Source organism: Variovorax sp. 38R (assembly GCF_014843395.1).
Lineage (GTDB): Bacteria > Pseudomonadota > Gammaproteobacteria > Burkholderiales > Burkholderiaceae_C > Variovorax > Variovorax paradoxus_H.
In genome coordinates, this window is record NZ_CP062121.1 from 130,383 (window position 1) to 144,196 (window position 13,814).

The window sequence follows — 13,814 nt, forward strand, 5'->3', positions numbered from 1 at the left end:
CATCTTCATCCCACTGGAATCCTTATGACTTCCTCCCGCACCGGCGGCCAGATCCTGGTCGACCAGCTCATCACCCACGGCGTCAAGCAGCTCTTCTGCGTGCCAGGCGAAAGCTTTCTCGCCGTGCTCGATGCCTTGCACGATGCTTCGATCGACGTGACGGTGTGCCGCCAGGAGGGCGGCGCGGCGATGATGGCCGAGGCGCAGGGCAAGCTCACGGGCCAGCCCGGCATCTGCTTCGTCACGCGCGGCCCCGGCGCCACCAACGCGGCGGCGGGCGTGCACATCGCGCACCAGGATTCGACGCCGCTCTTGCTGTTCGTCGGCCAGGTTGCACGCGATGCGATGGGCCGCGAGGCTTTCCAGGAGCTGGACTACGGCGCGGTCTTCGGCACGATGGCCAAGTGGGTCGTGCAGATCGACGATCCGGCGCGCGTGCCCGAGCTGGTGTCGCGCGCCTTCCATGTCGCGACCTCGGGCCGGCCCGGTCCGGTGGTGATCGCGCTGCCCGAAGACATGCTGACCGAAGCCGCCGTGGTGGCCGATGCGTTGCCTTATGCGGTGACCGAAACTCATCCCGGCGCGGCGCAGCTCGCCGAGCTGCAGCAGCGGCTGTCGCAGGCGCAGCGCCCCGTCGTCATCCTGGGCGGCAGCCGCTGGTCCGAAGCCGCGACGCAGCAGTTCGCGCAATTCGCCGAGGCGTATGCGCTCCCGGTGTACTGCTCGTTCCGCCGCCAGATGCTGATGTCCGCCGACCACCCCTGCTACGCGGGCGACCTGGGACTCGGCGCGAACCCGCGCATGCTGGCGCGCATCCGCGATGCGGACCTCGTGCTGCTGGTGGGCGGGCGTCTGTCGGAAGTGCCGTCGCAGGGCTATGAGCTGTTTGCGATTCCGCAGCCGAAGCAGGCGCTGGTGCACGTGCACGCCGATGCCGACGAGCTCGGCAAGCTCTATCGCCCGACGCAGGGCATCCACGCCACGCCGCAGGCGTTCGCCGACGCGGTGGCCGCGCTGCGCCCGGCCTCGGCGCCTGCCTGGCAGGCCGAGACGAAGACCGCGCGCGAAGACTTCCTGCGCTGGAGCGACCCGGCTGCCATCCGCATTCCCGGTCCGCTGCAGATGGGCGAGGTCATGCAGCACCTGCGCGAGGTGCTGCCGGCCGACACCATCTTCTGCAACGGCGCGGGCAACTTCGCGACCTGGGTGCACCGCTTCTGGCCGTTCCGTGCGTTCGCGAGCCAGCTCGCACCGACCAGCGGCTCGATGGGCTACGGCCTGCCGGCTGGTGTCGGCGCCAAGCGACTGTGGCCCGAACGCGAAGTGGTGGTGTTCGCGGGCGACGGCGATTTCATGATGCACGGCCAGGAGTTCGCGACCGCCGTGCAGTACGGCCTGCCGATCCTCGTGGTGCTGCTGGACAACGGCATGTACGGCACGATCCGCATGCACCAGGAAAAGCACTACCCCGGCCGCATCAGCGCCACGCAGCTGAAGAACCCCGACTTCCGCGGCTATGCCGAGGTGTTCGGCGGCCACGGCGAGCGCGTGACCACGACGGAAGAATTCGGCCCCGCATTGGCGCGTGCGCGTGCGAGCGGCAAGCCGGCGATCCTGCATTGCCTGCTGGACCCGGAGGCGATCACGCCGGCGAGCACGCTGCAGTCGATCCGCAAGGCGGCGCTGGCCGCGAACTGAAGCGTCGTCAGCGCAGGCCGCCGACATAGCGCGGCGGTGGCGTGGGCGGCAGGCCATCAGGTTGGCGTGCCGCCAGCCGCGCGGCGCGGGCCAGCGGCTCCATGGCCTGCTCGAGCCGCGTGGCGAGTTGGTCGAGCTCGTCGTCCTTCGTCTCGGCGGCGTGGATGCGCGTCATGCGCACGATCTCGGCGGCGTACTCGGCGTTGGTGGCCATCCATTCGGTGTCGGTCACGCGTCCGTGCTTGCGCCGCAGCGCCACGTGCAGGCGGGCGGCGAGGGCGATGCGTTCGCTTTCGGACATGGATGGCATGGCGGGTCTCCGGCGTCTGCGGGTCAAGCTCCCAGGTGTTCCTTGTGTTGAGCAAGATCGAGGCCCACGAGTTCGCTCTCGGGGTCGACGCGCAATCCGACCAGCACATGCACGAGGAACAGGACGATGGCCGTGCCCGTCGCGCTGTAGATCGCCACGCTGCCGACAGCGATCGCCTGCGTGAGCACGTTGCCCGTCGCGCCCGAGATGCGCGGGTCGGCGAACACGCCCGTGAGCAGTGCGCCCACGATGCCGCCGATGCCGTGCACGCCGAACACATCGAGCGAGTCGTCCGCACCGAGCAGGTGCTTCAGGCCCGTGGCGCCCCAGTAGCAGGCCAGCCCGGCGATGGCGCCGATGGCCAGCGCCGCCAGCGGCGTGACGAAGCCGGCTGCCGGCGTGATCGCCACCAGCCCGGCCACGAGGCCGGAGCACAGGCCCAGCAGCGAGGGGCTGCGGCGCACGATCCATTCGCCGATCATCCAGCTCATGGCGCCGGCCGCCGCCGCGATGTGCGTCACCAGCATGGCCAGGCCGGCGCGCCCGTCGGCCGCCACCGCCGAGCCGGCATTGAAGCCGAACCAGCCCACCCACAGTAGGCCCGCGCCGGTCATGGTGAGCGCCAGGCTGTAGGGCTCGAAGGCCTCGCGCCCGTAGCCCCGGCGCGGCCCGAGCGCATAGGCGCACACCAGCCCCGCGATGCCCGCGTTGACGTGCACCACCGAGCCGCCCGCGAAGTCGAGCGCGCCCATCTGCGCGAGCCAGCCGCCCGGTTCCCACACCCAGTGCGCCACGGGCGCGTACACGAGCACGCTCCACAGCAGCGCGAACCACAGCAGGGCCGAGAAGCGCATGCGCTCGACAAAAGCGCCGAGCACCAGCGCGGTGGTGATGATCGCGAAGCTCAGCTGGAACATGGCGTAGACCGACTCCGGCACGTTCGGCGCCACGTGGCTCACGGCCACCTGGCCGGCGTCTTTCAGGTACTCGAAGCCCGAGAAGCCGAAGCCCGAGAAGCCGATGCGCGAGAGGTTGCCCAGCCAGGGCCAGCCGGGCGTGAAGGCCAGCGAGTAGCCGAGCGCGAACCAGGTCAGCGAGACCATCGCGGCGATCGCCACCACCCCGGCCATGGTGGCCAGCACGTTCTTGCGCCGGACCATGCCGGCATAGAAGAGCGCGATGCCGGGCAGCGTCATCAGCAGCACCAGCGCGGTCGAGGTCATCATCCAGGCGGTGTCGGCCGCGTTCAGGGAGGCTTGGGGTGCCAGCAGGGCCATGACCGTTTCTTCTTGGAGTGGTGGACACAGGCGTGTGTGCACGAGTCATGCCATCTTGTTAACTGGCTGAAACACTTTCGTTTCCCAACCGGGGGGGCGAAGTAAGTCGAAGCGGGTAATTCCTAATGCACCGGGCGGGTGCGCGCTTGCACAATCTGCGCACTCGCGACGGGCCCTGCTCGTACTGCCGAGGGTCCGAGGAGACAACTTCCGATCGATCAACAAGAACATTCTTCAAAGGCTCCGTACGAGATGCCTGTCTGATATTTGAAAAGCGCCGCTGGTCGGCGCTTTTTTTTTGCCTGCTCGAAGCGTGGCAGTCGGCAATTTCCTCCGAGCCAAACAAGCCTTCTGGTCAACCAGGGTCGATCACCATAGCTATCGTTTTGATAGCGATTCCGGTGAGACAATCGCCCGCATGGAAATGCTGGTGGTCACGGGCGCCTCACTGCTCGCGGGTTTTATCGATGCGATCGTGGGCGGCGGCGGGTTGATCCTGGTGCCGGCCCTCTTTGCGGTGTTTCCGGGCGCGCCGCCCGCCACGCTGCTGGGCACCAACAAAAGCGCGTCGATCTGGGGCACCGCGGCCTCGGCGGCCCAGTTCAGCCAGCGGGTGCAGATGCGCTGGAGCGCCATGTGGCCGGCGGCGCTGCTGGGCTTTGGTGGCTCGATGGTCGGTGCGTGGACCGTCACGGTCTTTCCGGGCGACTTCCTGCGCCGGGCGCTGCCGGTCATCCTGCTGGGCGTGCTGATCTACACGCTGGCGCGCAAGGACATGGGCCGGCTGCACGCGCCGCGCTTCAGCGGCCGTGCCGAGACGCTGGCGGCCAGCACCATCGGCCTGACCATCGGTTTCTACGACGGCTTCTTCGGACCGGGCACGGGCAGCTTCCTGGTGTTTTTGTTCGTGCGCTGGATGGGCTACGACTTCCTCAACGCCTCGGCCTCGGCCAAGGTCATCAACACCCTGACCAATGCCGCCGCGCTGATCCTGCTGGCCGCCAAGGGCCACGTCTGGTGGCACTACGGGCTGGTGATGGCGGTGGCCAACGTGGCGGGCAGCCTGGTGGGCACGCGCGTGGCGCTGAAGCACGGCGCGGGCTTCGTGCGGATCGTGTTCATCGTGGTGGTGAGTGCGCTCATCCTGAAGACGGCCTACGACGCGTTTCTGAAATAGAAAAAGCCCCGGGCGTGAGGGCAGGGGCTTCTTCAAGAAACACCGAGGAACCGGCTTTGCCGGGCCTCAGGTGTTGCCCCCGGTAGGGGGTTGGCGAAGCGACACGAAGTGCGCGCAGCCTGGGGGCGAGCTCAATCCTCGACGAATGCCTCTTCGCGCTTCGCCTTGATCGCCGGCAGCAGCACGATGCACAGCAGCAGCGCCGCAGCCACCAGCAGCCCGGCCGACAGCGGCCGCGTGACGAACACGCTCCACGCGCCGCGCGACAGCAGCAGCGCGCGCCGCAGGTTCTCTTCCATCATCGGCCCGAGGATGAAGCCCAGCAGCAGCGGGGCCGGCTCGGTGCGCAGCTTCAGGAACAGGTAGCCGATGAAGCCGAAGATCGCCACCATCCACACGTCGAAGGTGTTGTTGTTGGTCGAGTACACGCCGATCGCGCAGAACAGCACGATCGCCGGGAACAGGAACTTGTAGGGCACCGTCAGCAGCTTGATCCACATGCCGATCAGCGGCAGGTTCAGGATGATCAGCATCGCGTTGCCGATCCACATAGAGGCGATCAGGCCCCAGAACAGCTCCGGGTTGCTGGTCATCACCTGCGGGCCGGGCTGGATGTTGTGGATCGTCATCGCGCCCACCATCAGCGCCATCACCGCGTTGGGCGGGATGCCCAGCGTCAGCAGCGGAATGAAGGAGGTCTGCGCGCCGGCGTTGTTGGCCGACTCGGGCGAGGCCACGCCGCGGATGTTGCCCTTGCCGAAGGGCACTTCGCCCGGACGCATCTTGATCTTCTTCTCCAGCGCGTAGGCCGCGAAAGCCGCCAGCAGCGCGCCGCCGCCGGGCAGGATGCCCAGGGCCGAGCCCAGTGCCGTGCCGCGCAGCACGGCGGGCGTCATGCGCTTGAAGTCGTCCTTGGTGGGCCACAGGCCCTTCACCTTGTGCGTGAACACCTCGCGCTCGTCATCGGGCTGCGAGAGGTTGCCGATGATTTCGCCGTAGCCGAACACGCCCATGGCGATCACCACGAAGCCGATGCCGTCGGTGAGCTCGGGAATGTCGAAGCTGAAGCGCGCGACACCCGAATTGACGTCGGTGCCCACGATGCCCAGCAGCAGGCCCAGCACGATCATCGCCACCGCCTTGAGCAGCGAGCCCGAGGCCAGCACCACCGCGCCGATCAGGCCCAGCACCATCAGCGAGAAGTACTCGGCCGGGCCGAACTTGAAGGCCAGCTCGGTCAGCGGCGGCGCGAAGGCCGCAAGAATCAGCGTGCCGACGCAGCCCGCGAAGAACGAGCCCAGGCCCGCAGCCGCGAGGGCGGGGCCTGCGCGGCCCTGCCTTGCCATTTGGTAGCCGTCGATGCACGTGACCACCGAGGACGACTCCCCGGGCAGGTTCACCAGAATCGCCGTGGTCGAGCCGCCGTACTGGGCGCCGTAATAGATGCCGGCCAGCATGATCAGCGCCGACACGGGCGGCAGCGCGTAGGTGGCGGGCAGCAGCATCGCGATCGTCGCGACGGGGCCGATGCCCGGCAGCACGCCGATCAGCGTGCCCAGGATGCAACCGACCAGGCAGTACAGCAGGTTGGTGAAGGTGAAGGCGACGCCGAAGCCGGTCGCCAGGTTGTGGAACAGTTCCATGGCGGTGTGCTCCTCAGCCCGAAATGAACGTGGGCCAGACCTGGATCTGGAGCTTGAGCGCCCAGATGAAGGCCACATAGCTGCCAGCGGCCAGGATGGTCGCCAGCACCAGCACGTCGCGCAGCTTGAAGTGCTGGCCGGCCATGCTCGAGATGATCGTCAGCGCGTAGATCGCGATGATCATGCCCATCGCCGGCAGCCCGACGCTGGGCAGACCGCCCAGCAGCACGCCGAAGGCCAGGTTGGCGCCGAGCACGAAGGCCAGTGGCTTCCAGGCCCATTTGCCGATCTTGTCGCCGTCGGCGCTCTCGACCACCATGGCCTGGAACATGATCAGCGCGCCCAGCAGCGCCAGCAGGATGCCCAGCATCAGCGGGAAGTACCCCGGCCCCATGCGGGCGCCGTCGCCGATGGTGTAGTTGGTGGCGCCGATGGCGAACGCGCCACCGACGCTGGCGAACATGACTCCTGAGAAGAAGTCCGCCTGTCTCTTGATTTGCATTGTCTCGACCCTCTGTTTCGAAGGGGACGAGGGTCGTCGCCAGCGGCTGACCGTCGGCTGACCGCGACGGTACGGACAAATGCTTACAAGGGTTTGCCCGCCCCTGGCTCTTCCCCAGGCTTCGCGCACTTCGTGTCGCTTACGCTAACCCCCTCGCCGGGGGCAACACCAACGGCCCGGCAAAGCCGGTTCCGCGGTGTTCCACGAAGGGACCGGGGCCGGGTCGGGTTGTGTGGGGGGCAGAAACGAAAAAAGCTCCCGAAGGAGCTTTTTCATTCATTCAGAGCGCCGAGGCGCTCATGAGTGTGTGGGGGAGGGCTTAGTAGCCGCCGCGGCCACCGCCGCCGCCGCCGTAACCGCCACCGCCGCCACCGCTGCGGCCACCACCGCCGCCGCCGCCGTAACCGCCGCCGCCGCCACCACCGTAGCCGCCGCCGCCGCCACCACCGCCGTAGCCGCCACCACCGCCGGTGCGGGGGGGACGTGCTTCCATCGGACGGGCTTCGTTCACCGTCAGGGCGCGGCCCTGCAGCGATGCGCCGTTCATGCCTTCGACTGCAGCGAGTGCTTCAGCGTCGGTGCCCATTTCGACAAAGCCGAAGCCCTTCGAACGGCCGGTGTCACGTTCCATCATGACCTTGGCGCTGACGATCGTGCCGAACTCGCCGAAAGACTGTTCCAGGTCGTTGTCACGCACGGAGTAGGCGAGGTTGCCCACGTAAAGTTTCTTGCCCATGGAGGGACTCCTAATTCAAACCAAAAAAACACAAAGCGATGGAGTCCCAGAATCACAACAAACTAATGCGCTGTGGCGCGAAACTGACCGATCACCAAATTACGTGCACGGGAGCCGAGGCTCGCAGACACGTGAGCCGGATTATCCGGCCCGATTCCCAAAAAAAGGGAGGAATTTTTGTGTTATCGAGAAACATTCCGGCCCGGCGGGCGGTTTCGCAACGGTTTCAGGAGGTCGGACAGGCCGTTGTGGTCGATTTCATGCATCAAAGCGAGCAGTCGGCCAATTTCTCCCGAGGGAAAACCCTCGCGCGCAAACCAGGTCAGGTAATTTCCGGGCAAATCGGCGATCAGCGTGCCCTTGTGCTTGCCAAAAGGCATTTGAAGCGTCACCAGGCGCTGCAGGTCTTCGGGATGCATGTGCTGCTCAGCCTCCCGCGCGCTTGACCGTGTGGCCCTGCTTCACGAGGGCGGCGATCACCACCTCGCGGTGATCGCCCTGGATCTCGACGGTGCCGTCCTTCACCGTGCCGCCCGTGCCGCAGGCCGCTTTGAGCTGCTTGCCCACGGCCGCCAGCGCCGCCGCGTCGAGCGGCAGTCCCTTGACCACGGTCACGCCCTTGCCCTTTCGGCCCTTGGTCTCGTGCGATACGCGGACAATGCCGTCCGTGGCCGCCGTTTGCGCCTTCGCGAGTTCCTTGCAGCGGCATTGCGCCACCGGGGCGCCGCAGTCGGGGCACATGCGCCCGCCCGCCTCGGTGGAGTACACCAGCGTGCTGCCGGTGCGATTGCTTTTCATCGTTCCCATGCGATCCGTCTTTCGTCTTTCTTTCGATCTCTCTTTTTTCCCGGTGCCCGTTCCATGCCATTCGATACCCTGGGCCTGACCCCCGCGCTCGCGCAAGCGGCCGCCGCGAGCGGCTTTGCCGCGCCGACCGCCATCCAGGCGGCGGCCATCCCTGCAATTTTGCAGGGCCGCGACCTGCGGGGCTCGGCACAGACCGGCTCCGGCAAGACGGCCGCATTTTCCCTGCCGTTGCTGCAGCGCCTGGCCGCCGAGCCCGCCTCGTCGGCGTCGCGCCGCCTGCGCGCGCTGGTGCTCGTGCCCACGCGCGAACTCGCGGCCCAGGTCGGCGAGACGCTGGAAGACTTCGCCCGCCACCTGCCCGAGCGCCTGAAGATCGTCGTCGCCGTCGGCGGCGTCTCGATCAACCCGCAAATGATGCGCCTGCGCGGCGGTGCCGACATCGTGATCGCCACGCCCGGCCGGCTGCTCGACCTGGTCGAGCACAACGCGCTCGCGCTCGACGCCGTGTCGACGCTCGTGCTCGACGAAGCCGACCGCCTGTTCGATCTGGGCTTTGCCGAGGAGCTGGGCCGCATCCTCGCGCTGCTGCCGAAGCAACGCCAGAACCTGCTGTTTTCCGCCACCTTCCCCGCGGCGATCCAGGCCCTGGCCGACGACATGCTGCGCGACCCGGTGCTGGTCGATGTGCAGGGCGAGCCCGGCACGGCGCCCGACATCGTGCAGCGCGCCATCGAGGTCGACGCCAGCCGCCGCACCCAGCTGCTGCGCCAACTGCTGAAGGAAAACGAAGGCACCTGGGACCGCGTGCTGGTCTTCGTCGCCACGCAGCACGCGGCGCAGACCGTGGCCGAGAAGCTCTACAAGAACGGTATCTACGCCGTGCCCTTCCATGGCGACATCGCCCAGGGCACGCGCAGCGACATCCTCGCGCAGTTCAAGCAGAGCCGCTGGGACGTGGTGATCGCCACCGACCTCGCCGCGCGCGGCCTCGACATCGCGCAGCTGCCCGTGGTCATCAACTACGACCTGCCGCGCTCGCCGACCGACTACATCCACCGGATCGGCCGCACCGGCCGCGCGGGCGCGAGCGGGCTGGCGATCAGCTTCGTGAGCGCAGCGACCGAGGCGCACTTCCGCCTCATCGAAAAGCGCCAGGGCCAGCAGGTGCCGCGCGAACGCATCGCGGGCTTCGAGCCGGTCGAGGTGGCGCCGGTGGTGGTCGATGCCTCGGGCAACGGCGGCGTCAAGGGCACGCGGCCTAGCAAGAAGGACAAGCTGCGCGCAGCGGCGGCGGCGCTGGCCGCACAGACGCGCAATGGAGAAGATGCGGACTGACGCGCGTCAGGCGTCAGCCGGCATGAAAAGACGCTGGCGGGTGCTTCGCCAGTTCCGCGAGCAGCAACGTCCAGGCCCGCGTCCCCTGCTGGATCGAGGCCAGCCGGAAGAACTCATTCGGCGCATGCACGTCTTCATCGGGCAGGTTGAAGCCGAACATCAGCGTGTCGATGCCCAGCATCTCCTTGAAGATCGACGTGACGGGCACGCTCGCGCCGAGCCGCACGTGGATGGGGCGCCGGCCGCTCTCGCGTTCGAGCACCGCTTCGGCCGCGCGCACCAGCGGATGGTTCGGTGCGAGGGTGGAGGCGGGTGAGCCGTCGTTCAGGGCCACCACGTCGAGCGTGCAGCCGGGCGGGCAGTGCCGCTGCAGGTGGCGCAGCACGGCGTGGATCACGGCGCGCGGGTCTTGTCCTGCGACGACGCGCGTGGTGAGATTGGCCTGCGCCTCGCAGGGCACGATGGTCTTGCCGCCGCCGCCCGTGTAGCCGCCCCACAGGCCGTTGACGTCGAGCGCGGGCCGCAGCGTGACGCGTTCGCGCGCGGTGTAGCCGGGTTCCCCGTGCGCGCCGGCACCGACGTCCGAGAAGAACGCGGCCTCGTCGTACGGAAACGCCGCGGTGTCGGCGCGCTGCCGCGGCGTGAGCACCGCCGCGCCATCATGAAAGCCTTCGACCGCCACACTGCCGTCCGCATGGTGCAGCGACGCGACCAGCCGCGCCATCTCGTGCAGTGCGTTGCGCACGCTGCCGCCGTAGCGGCCCGAGTGCAGGTCTTTCTGCGCGGTGCGCAACCGCACCTCGAGCTGCGAGTTGCCGCGCGCGCCGGTGTTGATCGTCGGCACCTGCGCGCTCGCGCGCCCGCCGTCGGCAGACAGCACCGCGTCGGCCTGCAGCAGCGTGCGGTGACGGTCGACGAGGGTTCGCAGCGAGGGGCTGCCCGTTTCCTCCTCGCCTTCGAGGAACACCTTGATGTTCACCGGGCACCGGCCCTGCACCGCGAGAAACGAGGCGATCACCTCGAGCGCGATGGTGGTCGAGCCCTTCACGTCGGAGGTGCCGCGGCCGTAGAGCCGGCCATCCACCTGCGTGGGCTCGAACGGCGGCGTGCGCCATTGTTCGAGGGGGGCGGCCGGCTGCACGTCGTAGTGGCCGTAGATCATCAGCGTGGGCTGGCCGGGTGCGCCGCTCCATTCGCCGTACACGGCGGGCTCGCCGTCGCCGTCGAGCAGGCGCACGCCGGCCAGGCCGATCTGCTGCAGCCGCTCGACGAGGAAGCGCCGCGCCTCGTGCATGCCCGGCGCGAAGGCCGGGTCGGCGCTCACGCTCGGGATGCGCAGGAAGTCCTTGAGCCACGCCACGATCTGCGGCTGGCGGGCGTCGAGGTGGTCGATGACGTGTTGTTCGTTCATGGATGGGGGGATGGATGGATGCGTGGATGCGGTGGGTTGGCGCGTCAGTACAGCGGCGGGAACACGTCCGGTCCCCACAGCGTGTCGCACTTGTGCGTCTGCTCGAACGCGTTGCTCGATGTCTTGACGGCGGGGTAGGTGAACTCCATCAGCGCGCGGCCCGACGGCCCCATGGAGCGCGGCCAGTGCGTCGTGATGTGGCGGCCGTCGCCGTTCGGGTCGCCGTTCTTCGCGAAGTTGAGGAGGTAGGCCACCATCTGTGCCGACAGTGCCTTGCGCTGCGCCGTGGTGGCCGCGTCGGGCGTGGCGCTGCCCGGGTCGAAGTACGGGTACGTGGGCAACGCGTCGACCGTGCCGGTCAGGTAGTAGCTGTCCATGCCGTGCGCCGTGCCGTAGAAGAAGGCCGTGGGGCTCGTCGGAAACGACAGCTGCGGATCGGTCATTTCCCAGCCGTACACCGGCACCCAGGCGGCGAGCGCATCGCGCCGCGCGCTGTTGCCGCAGGCGTACATCGCATCGCCCATGGCGCGCGCGATGCCTTGTGCCGGCACGGCGTAGTTGCCGATCGGGTAGGCCGCCTCGATGGCCGTGGTGTCGTAGCCGGCCGGCGCGAGCCCGCGCAGGTACAGCGGGTAGTAGGCGGCGCTCAGCTTCGTGTCGACGAACAGCGAGCCCTCGTCGTGCACGCCGCCGATCATCACGGGCACCTGGTTGAAGTTGCCGGTCACGAAGGCGCGTGCGGGCACCTGCGTGAGGACCTGCGCGTCGATCGTGGGCCGCCACTTGAGCCCGCCCTGCGCGAGCAGTGCCGACACCGGCAGCGCGCGCAGGCAGGCGACCACGTCGGCGGCCCCGCTGCATCCGAGGTTCTGCACGGCGGTGTCGCCGACCGCCAGCGAGGTGTCCATGCCGGGGTTCGAGTACTCGGCCGCGCCGCCGCTTTGCATCACCGCGCGCTGGAACAGCCCCTTGGCTTTCGGCGACTGCAGCAGCGAGAAGCTTTGCGTCGCGCCCGCCGAGGTGCCCCACAGCGTGACGTTGCCCGCATCGCCGCCGAAGGCCGCGATGTTCTTCTGCACCCAGCCGAGTGCGGCCAACTGGTCCATCACCGCGAAGTTGCCGAGGCTGCTGTCCTTGTTGGCCGCGCGCAGCGCCTTGTTCGCGAGGTAGCCGAGCGCGCCGAGCCGGTAGTTGAGGCTGACGACGACCACGCCGCGGCTTGCCAGCGGGCTCGGGCCCATCTCGCCCGAACCCAGCGTGAACGCGCCGCCGTGGATGTAGAAGACCACCGGCAGCTTGTCGCCGGGCCTTGTGCCTGCGGGCTTCCACACGTTCAGGAAGAGGCAGTCTTCGGCGATCGGCGACGACACCGCGCCGGGGGCTTGCGGGCAGGCATTGCCGAAGACCTTGGCCTGCAACGTCGCAGCATGCGCGGCCGGCGGTTGCGGCGGTGCCCAGCGCAACGCGCCCACCGGCGGCTGCGCATAGGGAATGCCGAGGAACGACACCGTGTCCGCACCGGCGTTGCCCGCGACCTTGCCCTCGGTGGTGACCGCGACCGTGAGGTCGTCCGGCGCCGGCGCGGGGGCCACAGGTGCGGGGCTTGCGGGCGGCGGCAGCGCGAGGCCGCTGAATCCTGCGCCATCGCCATCGCCATCGCCATCGCCATCGCCATCGCCACCGCCACCGCCACCGCCGCCGCATGCGGAGAGCGACAGCGCGATCGTCAGCGCCAGGCCGTTGAGTTGTCTCGTCTTCATGGATGCACCTCTTGTTTTTGCGTGGAACGGGGGCTCAGGGCGACTCGTAGCCGATGGTCTTGACGAGGTCGCGGTAGCGCGCGATCTCGGCGGCGTAGAGCTGCTCGCCCGCGTCCAGGCTCATCGGCTCGAAGACGGTCTTGGCCTGTGACTCCAGCTGCGCGCGCGCCTGCGGGTTCTTCAGCGCGGCGGCGATCGCGGCGTTGAGCCGTTCGGCCACCGGCCGCGGCGTGCCCTTGCGCACCACGTACGAGGTCCAGATGCTGAAGTCGAAGTCCTTCATGTCCTTGCTCTGCGCGCTGGTCTGCACCGCATCGAACGGCGCGGGCAGCCGCTTGCCGGGCGACAGCGAACCGATCACGCGCAGGCGTCCCTGCTTCACGTAGTCGGCATAGAAGGCCTGGTACGGCATGAACGCGAAGTCGATCTGCCCGCCGATCAGGTCCTGCAGCAGGGGCGCGCCGCCCTTGTAGGGCACGTGCGTGGCGGGCGCGCCGGTGCGTTTGGTGAAGAGCTCGCCGAGCAGGTGGTAGAGCGTGCCGGCGCCCGGCGTGCCGTAGCTCAGCGGCGCGTCCTTGCGCGAGCGCGCCAGCGCCACGAACTCATCGAGCGAGTGCGCCGGCAGCTGGCTGTTGACCATCAGCACCAGCGGCGAGGTGGCCACCGGCGCGATCCACTGGAAGTCCTCGGGCTTGTAGCGCGTGCTCTTGTTGACCAGCCCCGACAGGATCAGCTCGTTGGGCGAGCCCTGGAACAAATAGTGGCCGTCGGCCGGCGCCGCCAGCACCTTGCCCGCGGCGATGGCGCCGCCTGCGCCACCGAGGTTCTCGACGATCACCTGCCCGCCGAGCGCCTTGCCGACCAGGTCGTTCAGGGTTCGCGCGGTGAAGTCGCTGGCCGCGCCCACCGGGTAGGGAACCATCATCGTGACGACCTTCGAGGGGTAGGGCCCCTGCGCCTGGGGCTGCGCCATCGCCACCGTGCCGCCGCTGAGAAAAGCCAGCGCGCAAAGCCATTGACCGAACCGCTTCATGGGGAAATTCCTTGGTCCAAAGTAGTACGCGATGGATGCTAGGAATCGCATGAATATCTGTCCAATGCATTGTTTTTGTCATTACCATGAGTCCACCTCATGCGTATGACAAAGAGCGGCCCGCC

13 protein-coding genes are annotated in these 13,814 nt (G+C 68.3%); 3 read left to right on the plus strand and 10 right to left on the minus strand.

Annotated elements, in window-relative coordinates; genetic code table 11:
* Positions 1-24: 24 nt before the first annotated feature.
* Positions 25-1,698 carry a thiamine pyrophosphate-binding protein gene (locus IG196_RS00595; RefSeq protein WP_192194519.1) on the plus strand — a complete coding sequence of 558 codons (1,674 nt, stop codon included), beginning with the start codon at positions 25-27 and terminating at the stop codon, positions 1,696-1,698.
* Between the two features lie 7 nt (positions 1,699-1,705).
* On the opposite strand, the gene IG196_RS00600 is transcribed toward IG196_RS00595, so the two are convergent.
* On the minus strand, positions 1,706-2,008 hold the full coding sequence (locus IG196_RS00600; protein ID WP_082549084.1) for a hypothetical protein: 303 nt from the start codon (positions 2,006-2,008) through the stop codon (positions 1,706-1,708).
* A 23-nt stretch (positions 2,009-2,031) separates the two neighbouring features.
* The gene (locus IG196_RS00605; protein WP_192194520.1) at positions 2,032-3,285 is read right to left on the minus strand and encodes an ammonium transporter; all 1,254 of its coding nucleotides are present in this window, start codon (positions 3,283-3,285) and stop codon (positions 2,032-2,034) included.
* A gap of 418 nt (positions 3,286-3,703) precedes the next feature.
* Here IG196_RS00605 and IG196_RS00610 point away from each other — a divergent pair, with 418 nt between their 5' ends.
* A complete protein-coding gene (locus tag IG196_RS00610) occupies positions 3,704-4,462 on the plus strand; it encodes a sulfite exporter TauE/SafE family protein (protein ID WP_101493424.1) in 759 nt (252 codons plus the stop codon).
* Between the two features lie 131 nt (positions 4,463-4,593).
* On the opposite strand, the gene IG196_RS00615 is transcribed toward IG196_RS00610, so the two are convergent.
* The 5 genes from IG196_RS00615 to IG196_RS00635 all read right to left on the minus strand — a co-directional run bounded on the left by IG196_RS00615 (position 4,594) and on the right by IG196_RS00635 (position 8,150).
* Positions 4,594-6,105, minus strand: coding sequence for a tripartite tricarboxylate transporter permease (locus IG196_RS00615; protein ID WP_101493423.1), 1,512 nt, complete (start codon positions 6,103-6,105; stop codon positions 4,594-4,596).
* 13 nt (positions 6,106-6,118) lie between these two features.
* Entirely contained in the window at positions 6,119-6,607 is a 489-nt protein-coding gene (locus tag IG196_RS00620) for a tripartite tricarboxylate transporter TctB family protein (protein WP_192194521.1), read from the minus strand.
* Positions 6,608-6,926: 319 nt separating this feature from the next.
* Positions 6,927-7,343: an RNA recognition motif domain-containing protein gene (locus tag IG196_RS00625; protein ID WP_192194522.1), complete on the minus strand. Its 417-nt coding sequence runs from the start codon at positions 7,341-7,343 to the stop codon at positions 6,927-6,929.
* Positions 7,344-7,525: 182 nt separating this feature from the next.
* Positions 7,526-7,762 (minus strand): DUF3820 family protein, encoded by a 237-nt coding sequence (locus IG196_RS00630; RefSeq protein ID WP_101493421.1) that lies wholly within the window; start codon positions 7,760-7,762, stop codon positions 7,526-7,528.
* A 7-nt stretch (positions 7,763-7,769) separates the two neighbouring features.
* Complete coding sequence (locus IG196_RS00635; protein ID WP_192194523.1) at positions 7,770-8,150, minus strand: translation initiation factor Sui1; 381 nt, start codon at positions 8,148-8,150, stop codon at positions 7,770-7,772.
* Positions 8,151-8,204: 54 nt separating this feature from the next.
* On the opposite strand from IG196_RS00635, the gene IG196_RS00640 reads away from it, so the two are divergent.
* Complete coding sequence (locus IG196_RS00640; RefSeq protein ID WP_192194524.1) at positions 8,205-9,485, plus strand: DEAD/DEAH box helicase; 1,281 nt, start codon at positions 8,205-8,207, stop codon at positions 9,483-9,485.
* A gap of 13 nt (positions 9,486-9,498) precedes the next feature.
* Here the strand turns inward: IG196_RS00640 and IG196_RS00645 are convergent, their stop codons facing one another.
* Genes IG196_RS00645 through IG196_RS00655 form a run of 3 tightly spaced genes read right to left on the minus strand, consistent with a single transcriptional unit; the run spans position 9,499 to position 13,689 of the window.
* Positions 9,499-10,896 carry a dipeptidase gene (locus tag IG196_RS00645; RefSeq protein ID WP_192194525.1) on the minus strand — a complete coding sequence of 466 codons (1,398 nt, stop codon included), beginning with the start codon at positions 10,894-10,896 and terminating at the stop codon, positions 9,499-9,501.
* A gap of 44 nt (positions 10,897-10,940) precedes the next feature.
* Entirely contained in the window at positions 10,941-12,656 is a 1,716-nt protein-coding gene (locus tag IG196_RS00650) for a carboxylesterase/lipase family protein (RefSeq protein WP_192194526.1), read from the minus strand.
* 34 nt (positions 12,657-12,690) lie between these two features.
* Positions 12,691-13,689, minus strand: coding sequence for a tripartite tricarboxylate transporter substrate binding protein (locus IG196_RS00655; protein WP_192194527.1), 999 nt, complete (start codon positions 13,687-13,689; stop codon positions 12,691-12,693).
* Positions 13,690-13,814: the final 125 nt, after the last annotated feature.

What these genes read in the sequence shown, in the direction of transcription:
- IG196_RS00595 (WP_192194519.1), top strand. Translation starts at nt 25, where the DNA reads ATGACTTCCTCCCGCACCGGCGGCCAGATCCTGGTCGACCAGCTCATC.
- IG196_RS00600 (WP_082549084.1), bottom strand. Translation starts at nt 2,008, where the DNA reads ATGCCATCCATGTCCGAAAGCGAACGCATCGCCCTCGCCGCCCGCCTG.
- IG196_RS00605 (WP_192194520.1), bottom strand. Translation starts at nt 3,285, where the DNA reads ATGGCCCTGCTGGCACCCCAAGCCTCCCTGAACGCGGCCGACACCGCC.
- IG196_RS00610 (WP_101493424.1), top strand. Translation starts at nt 3,704, where the DNA reads ATGGAAATGCTGGTGGTCACGGGCGCCTCACTGCTCGCGGGTTTTATC.
- IG196_RS00615 (WP_101493423.1), bottom strand. Translation starts at nt 6,105, where the DNA reads ATGGAACTGTTCCACAACCTGGCGACCGGCTTCGGCGTCGCCTTCACC.
- IG196_RS00620 (WP_192194521.1), bottom strand. Translation starts at nt 6,607, where the DNA reads ATGCAAATCAAGAGACAGGCGGACTTCTTCTCAGGAGTCATGTTCGCC.
- IG196_RS00625 (WP_192194522.1), bottom strand. Translation starts at nt 7,343, where the DNA reads ATGGGCAAGAAACTTTACGTGGGCAACCTCGCCTACTCCGTGCGTGAC.
- IG196_RS00630 (WP_101493421.1), bottom strand. Translation starts at nt 7,762, where the DNA reads ATGCATCCCGAAGACCTGCAGCGCCTGGTGACGCTTCAAATGCCTTTT.
- IG196_RS00635 (WP_192194523.1), bottom strand. Translation starts at nt 8,150, where the DNA reads ATGGGAACGATGAAAAGCAATCGCACCGGCAGCACGCTGGTGTACTCC.
- IG196_RS00640 (WP_192194524.1), top strand. Translation starts at nt 8,205, where the DNA reads ATGCCATTCGATACCCTGGGCCTGACCCCCGCGCTCGCGCAAGCGGCC.
- IG196_RS00645 (WP_192194525.1), bottom strand. Translation starts at nt 10,896, where the DNA reads ATGAACGAACAACACGTCATCGACCACCTCGACGCCCGCCAGCCGCAG.
- IG196_RS00650 (WP_192194526.1), bottom strand. Translation starts at nt 12,656, where the DNA reads ATGAAGACGAGACAACTCAACGGCCTGGCGCTGACGATCGCGCTGTCG.
- IG196_RS00655 (WP_192194527.1), bottom strand. Translation starts at nt 13,689, where the DNA reads ATGAAGCGGTTCGGTCAATGGCTTTGCGCGCTGGCTTTTCTCAGCGGC.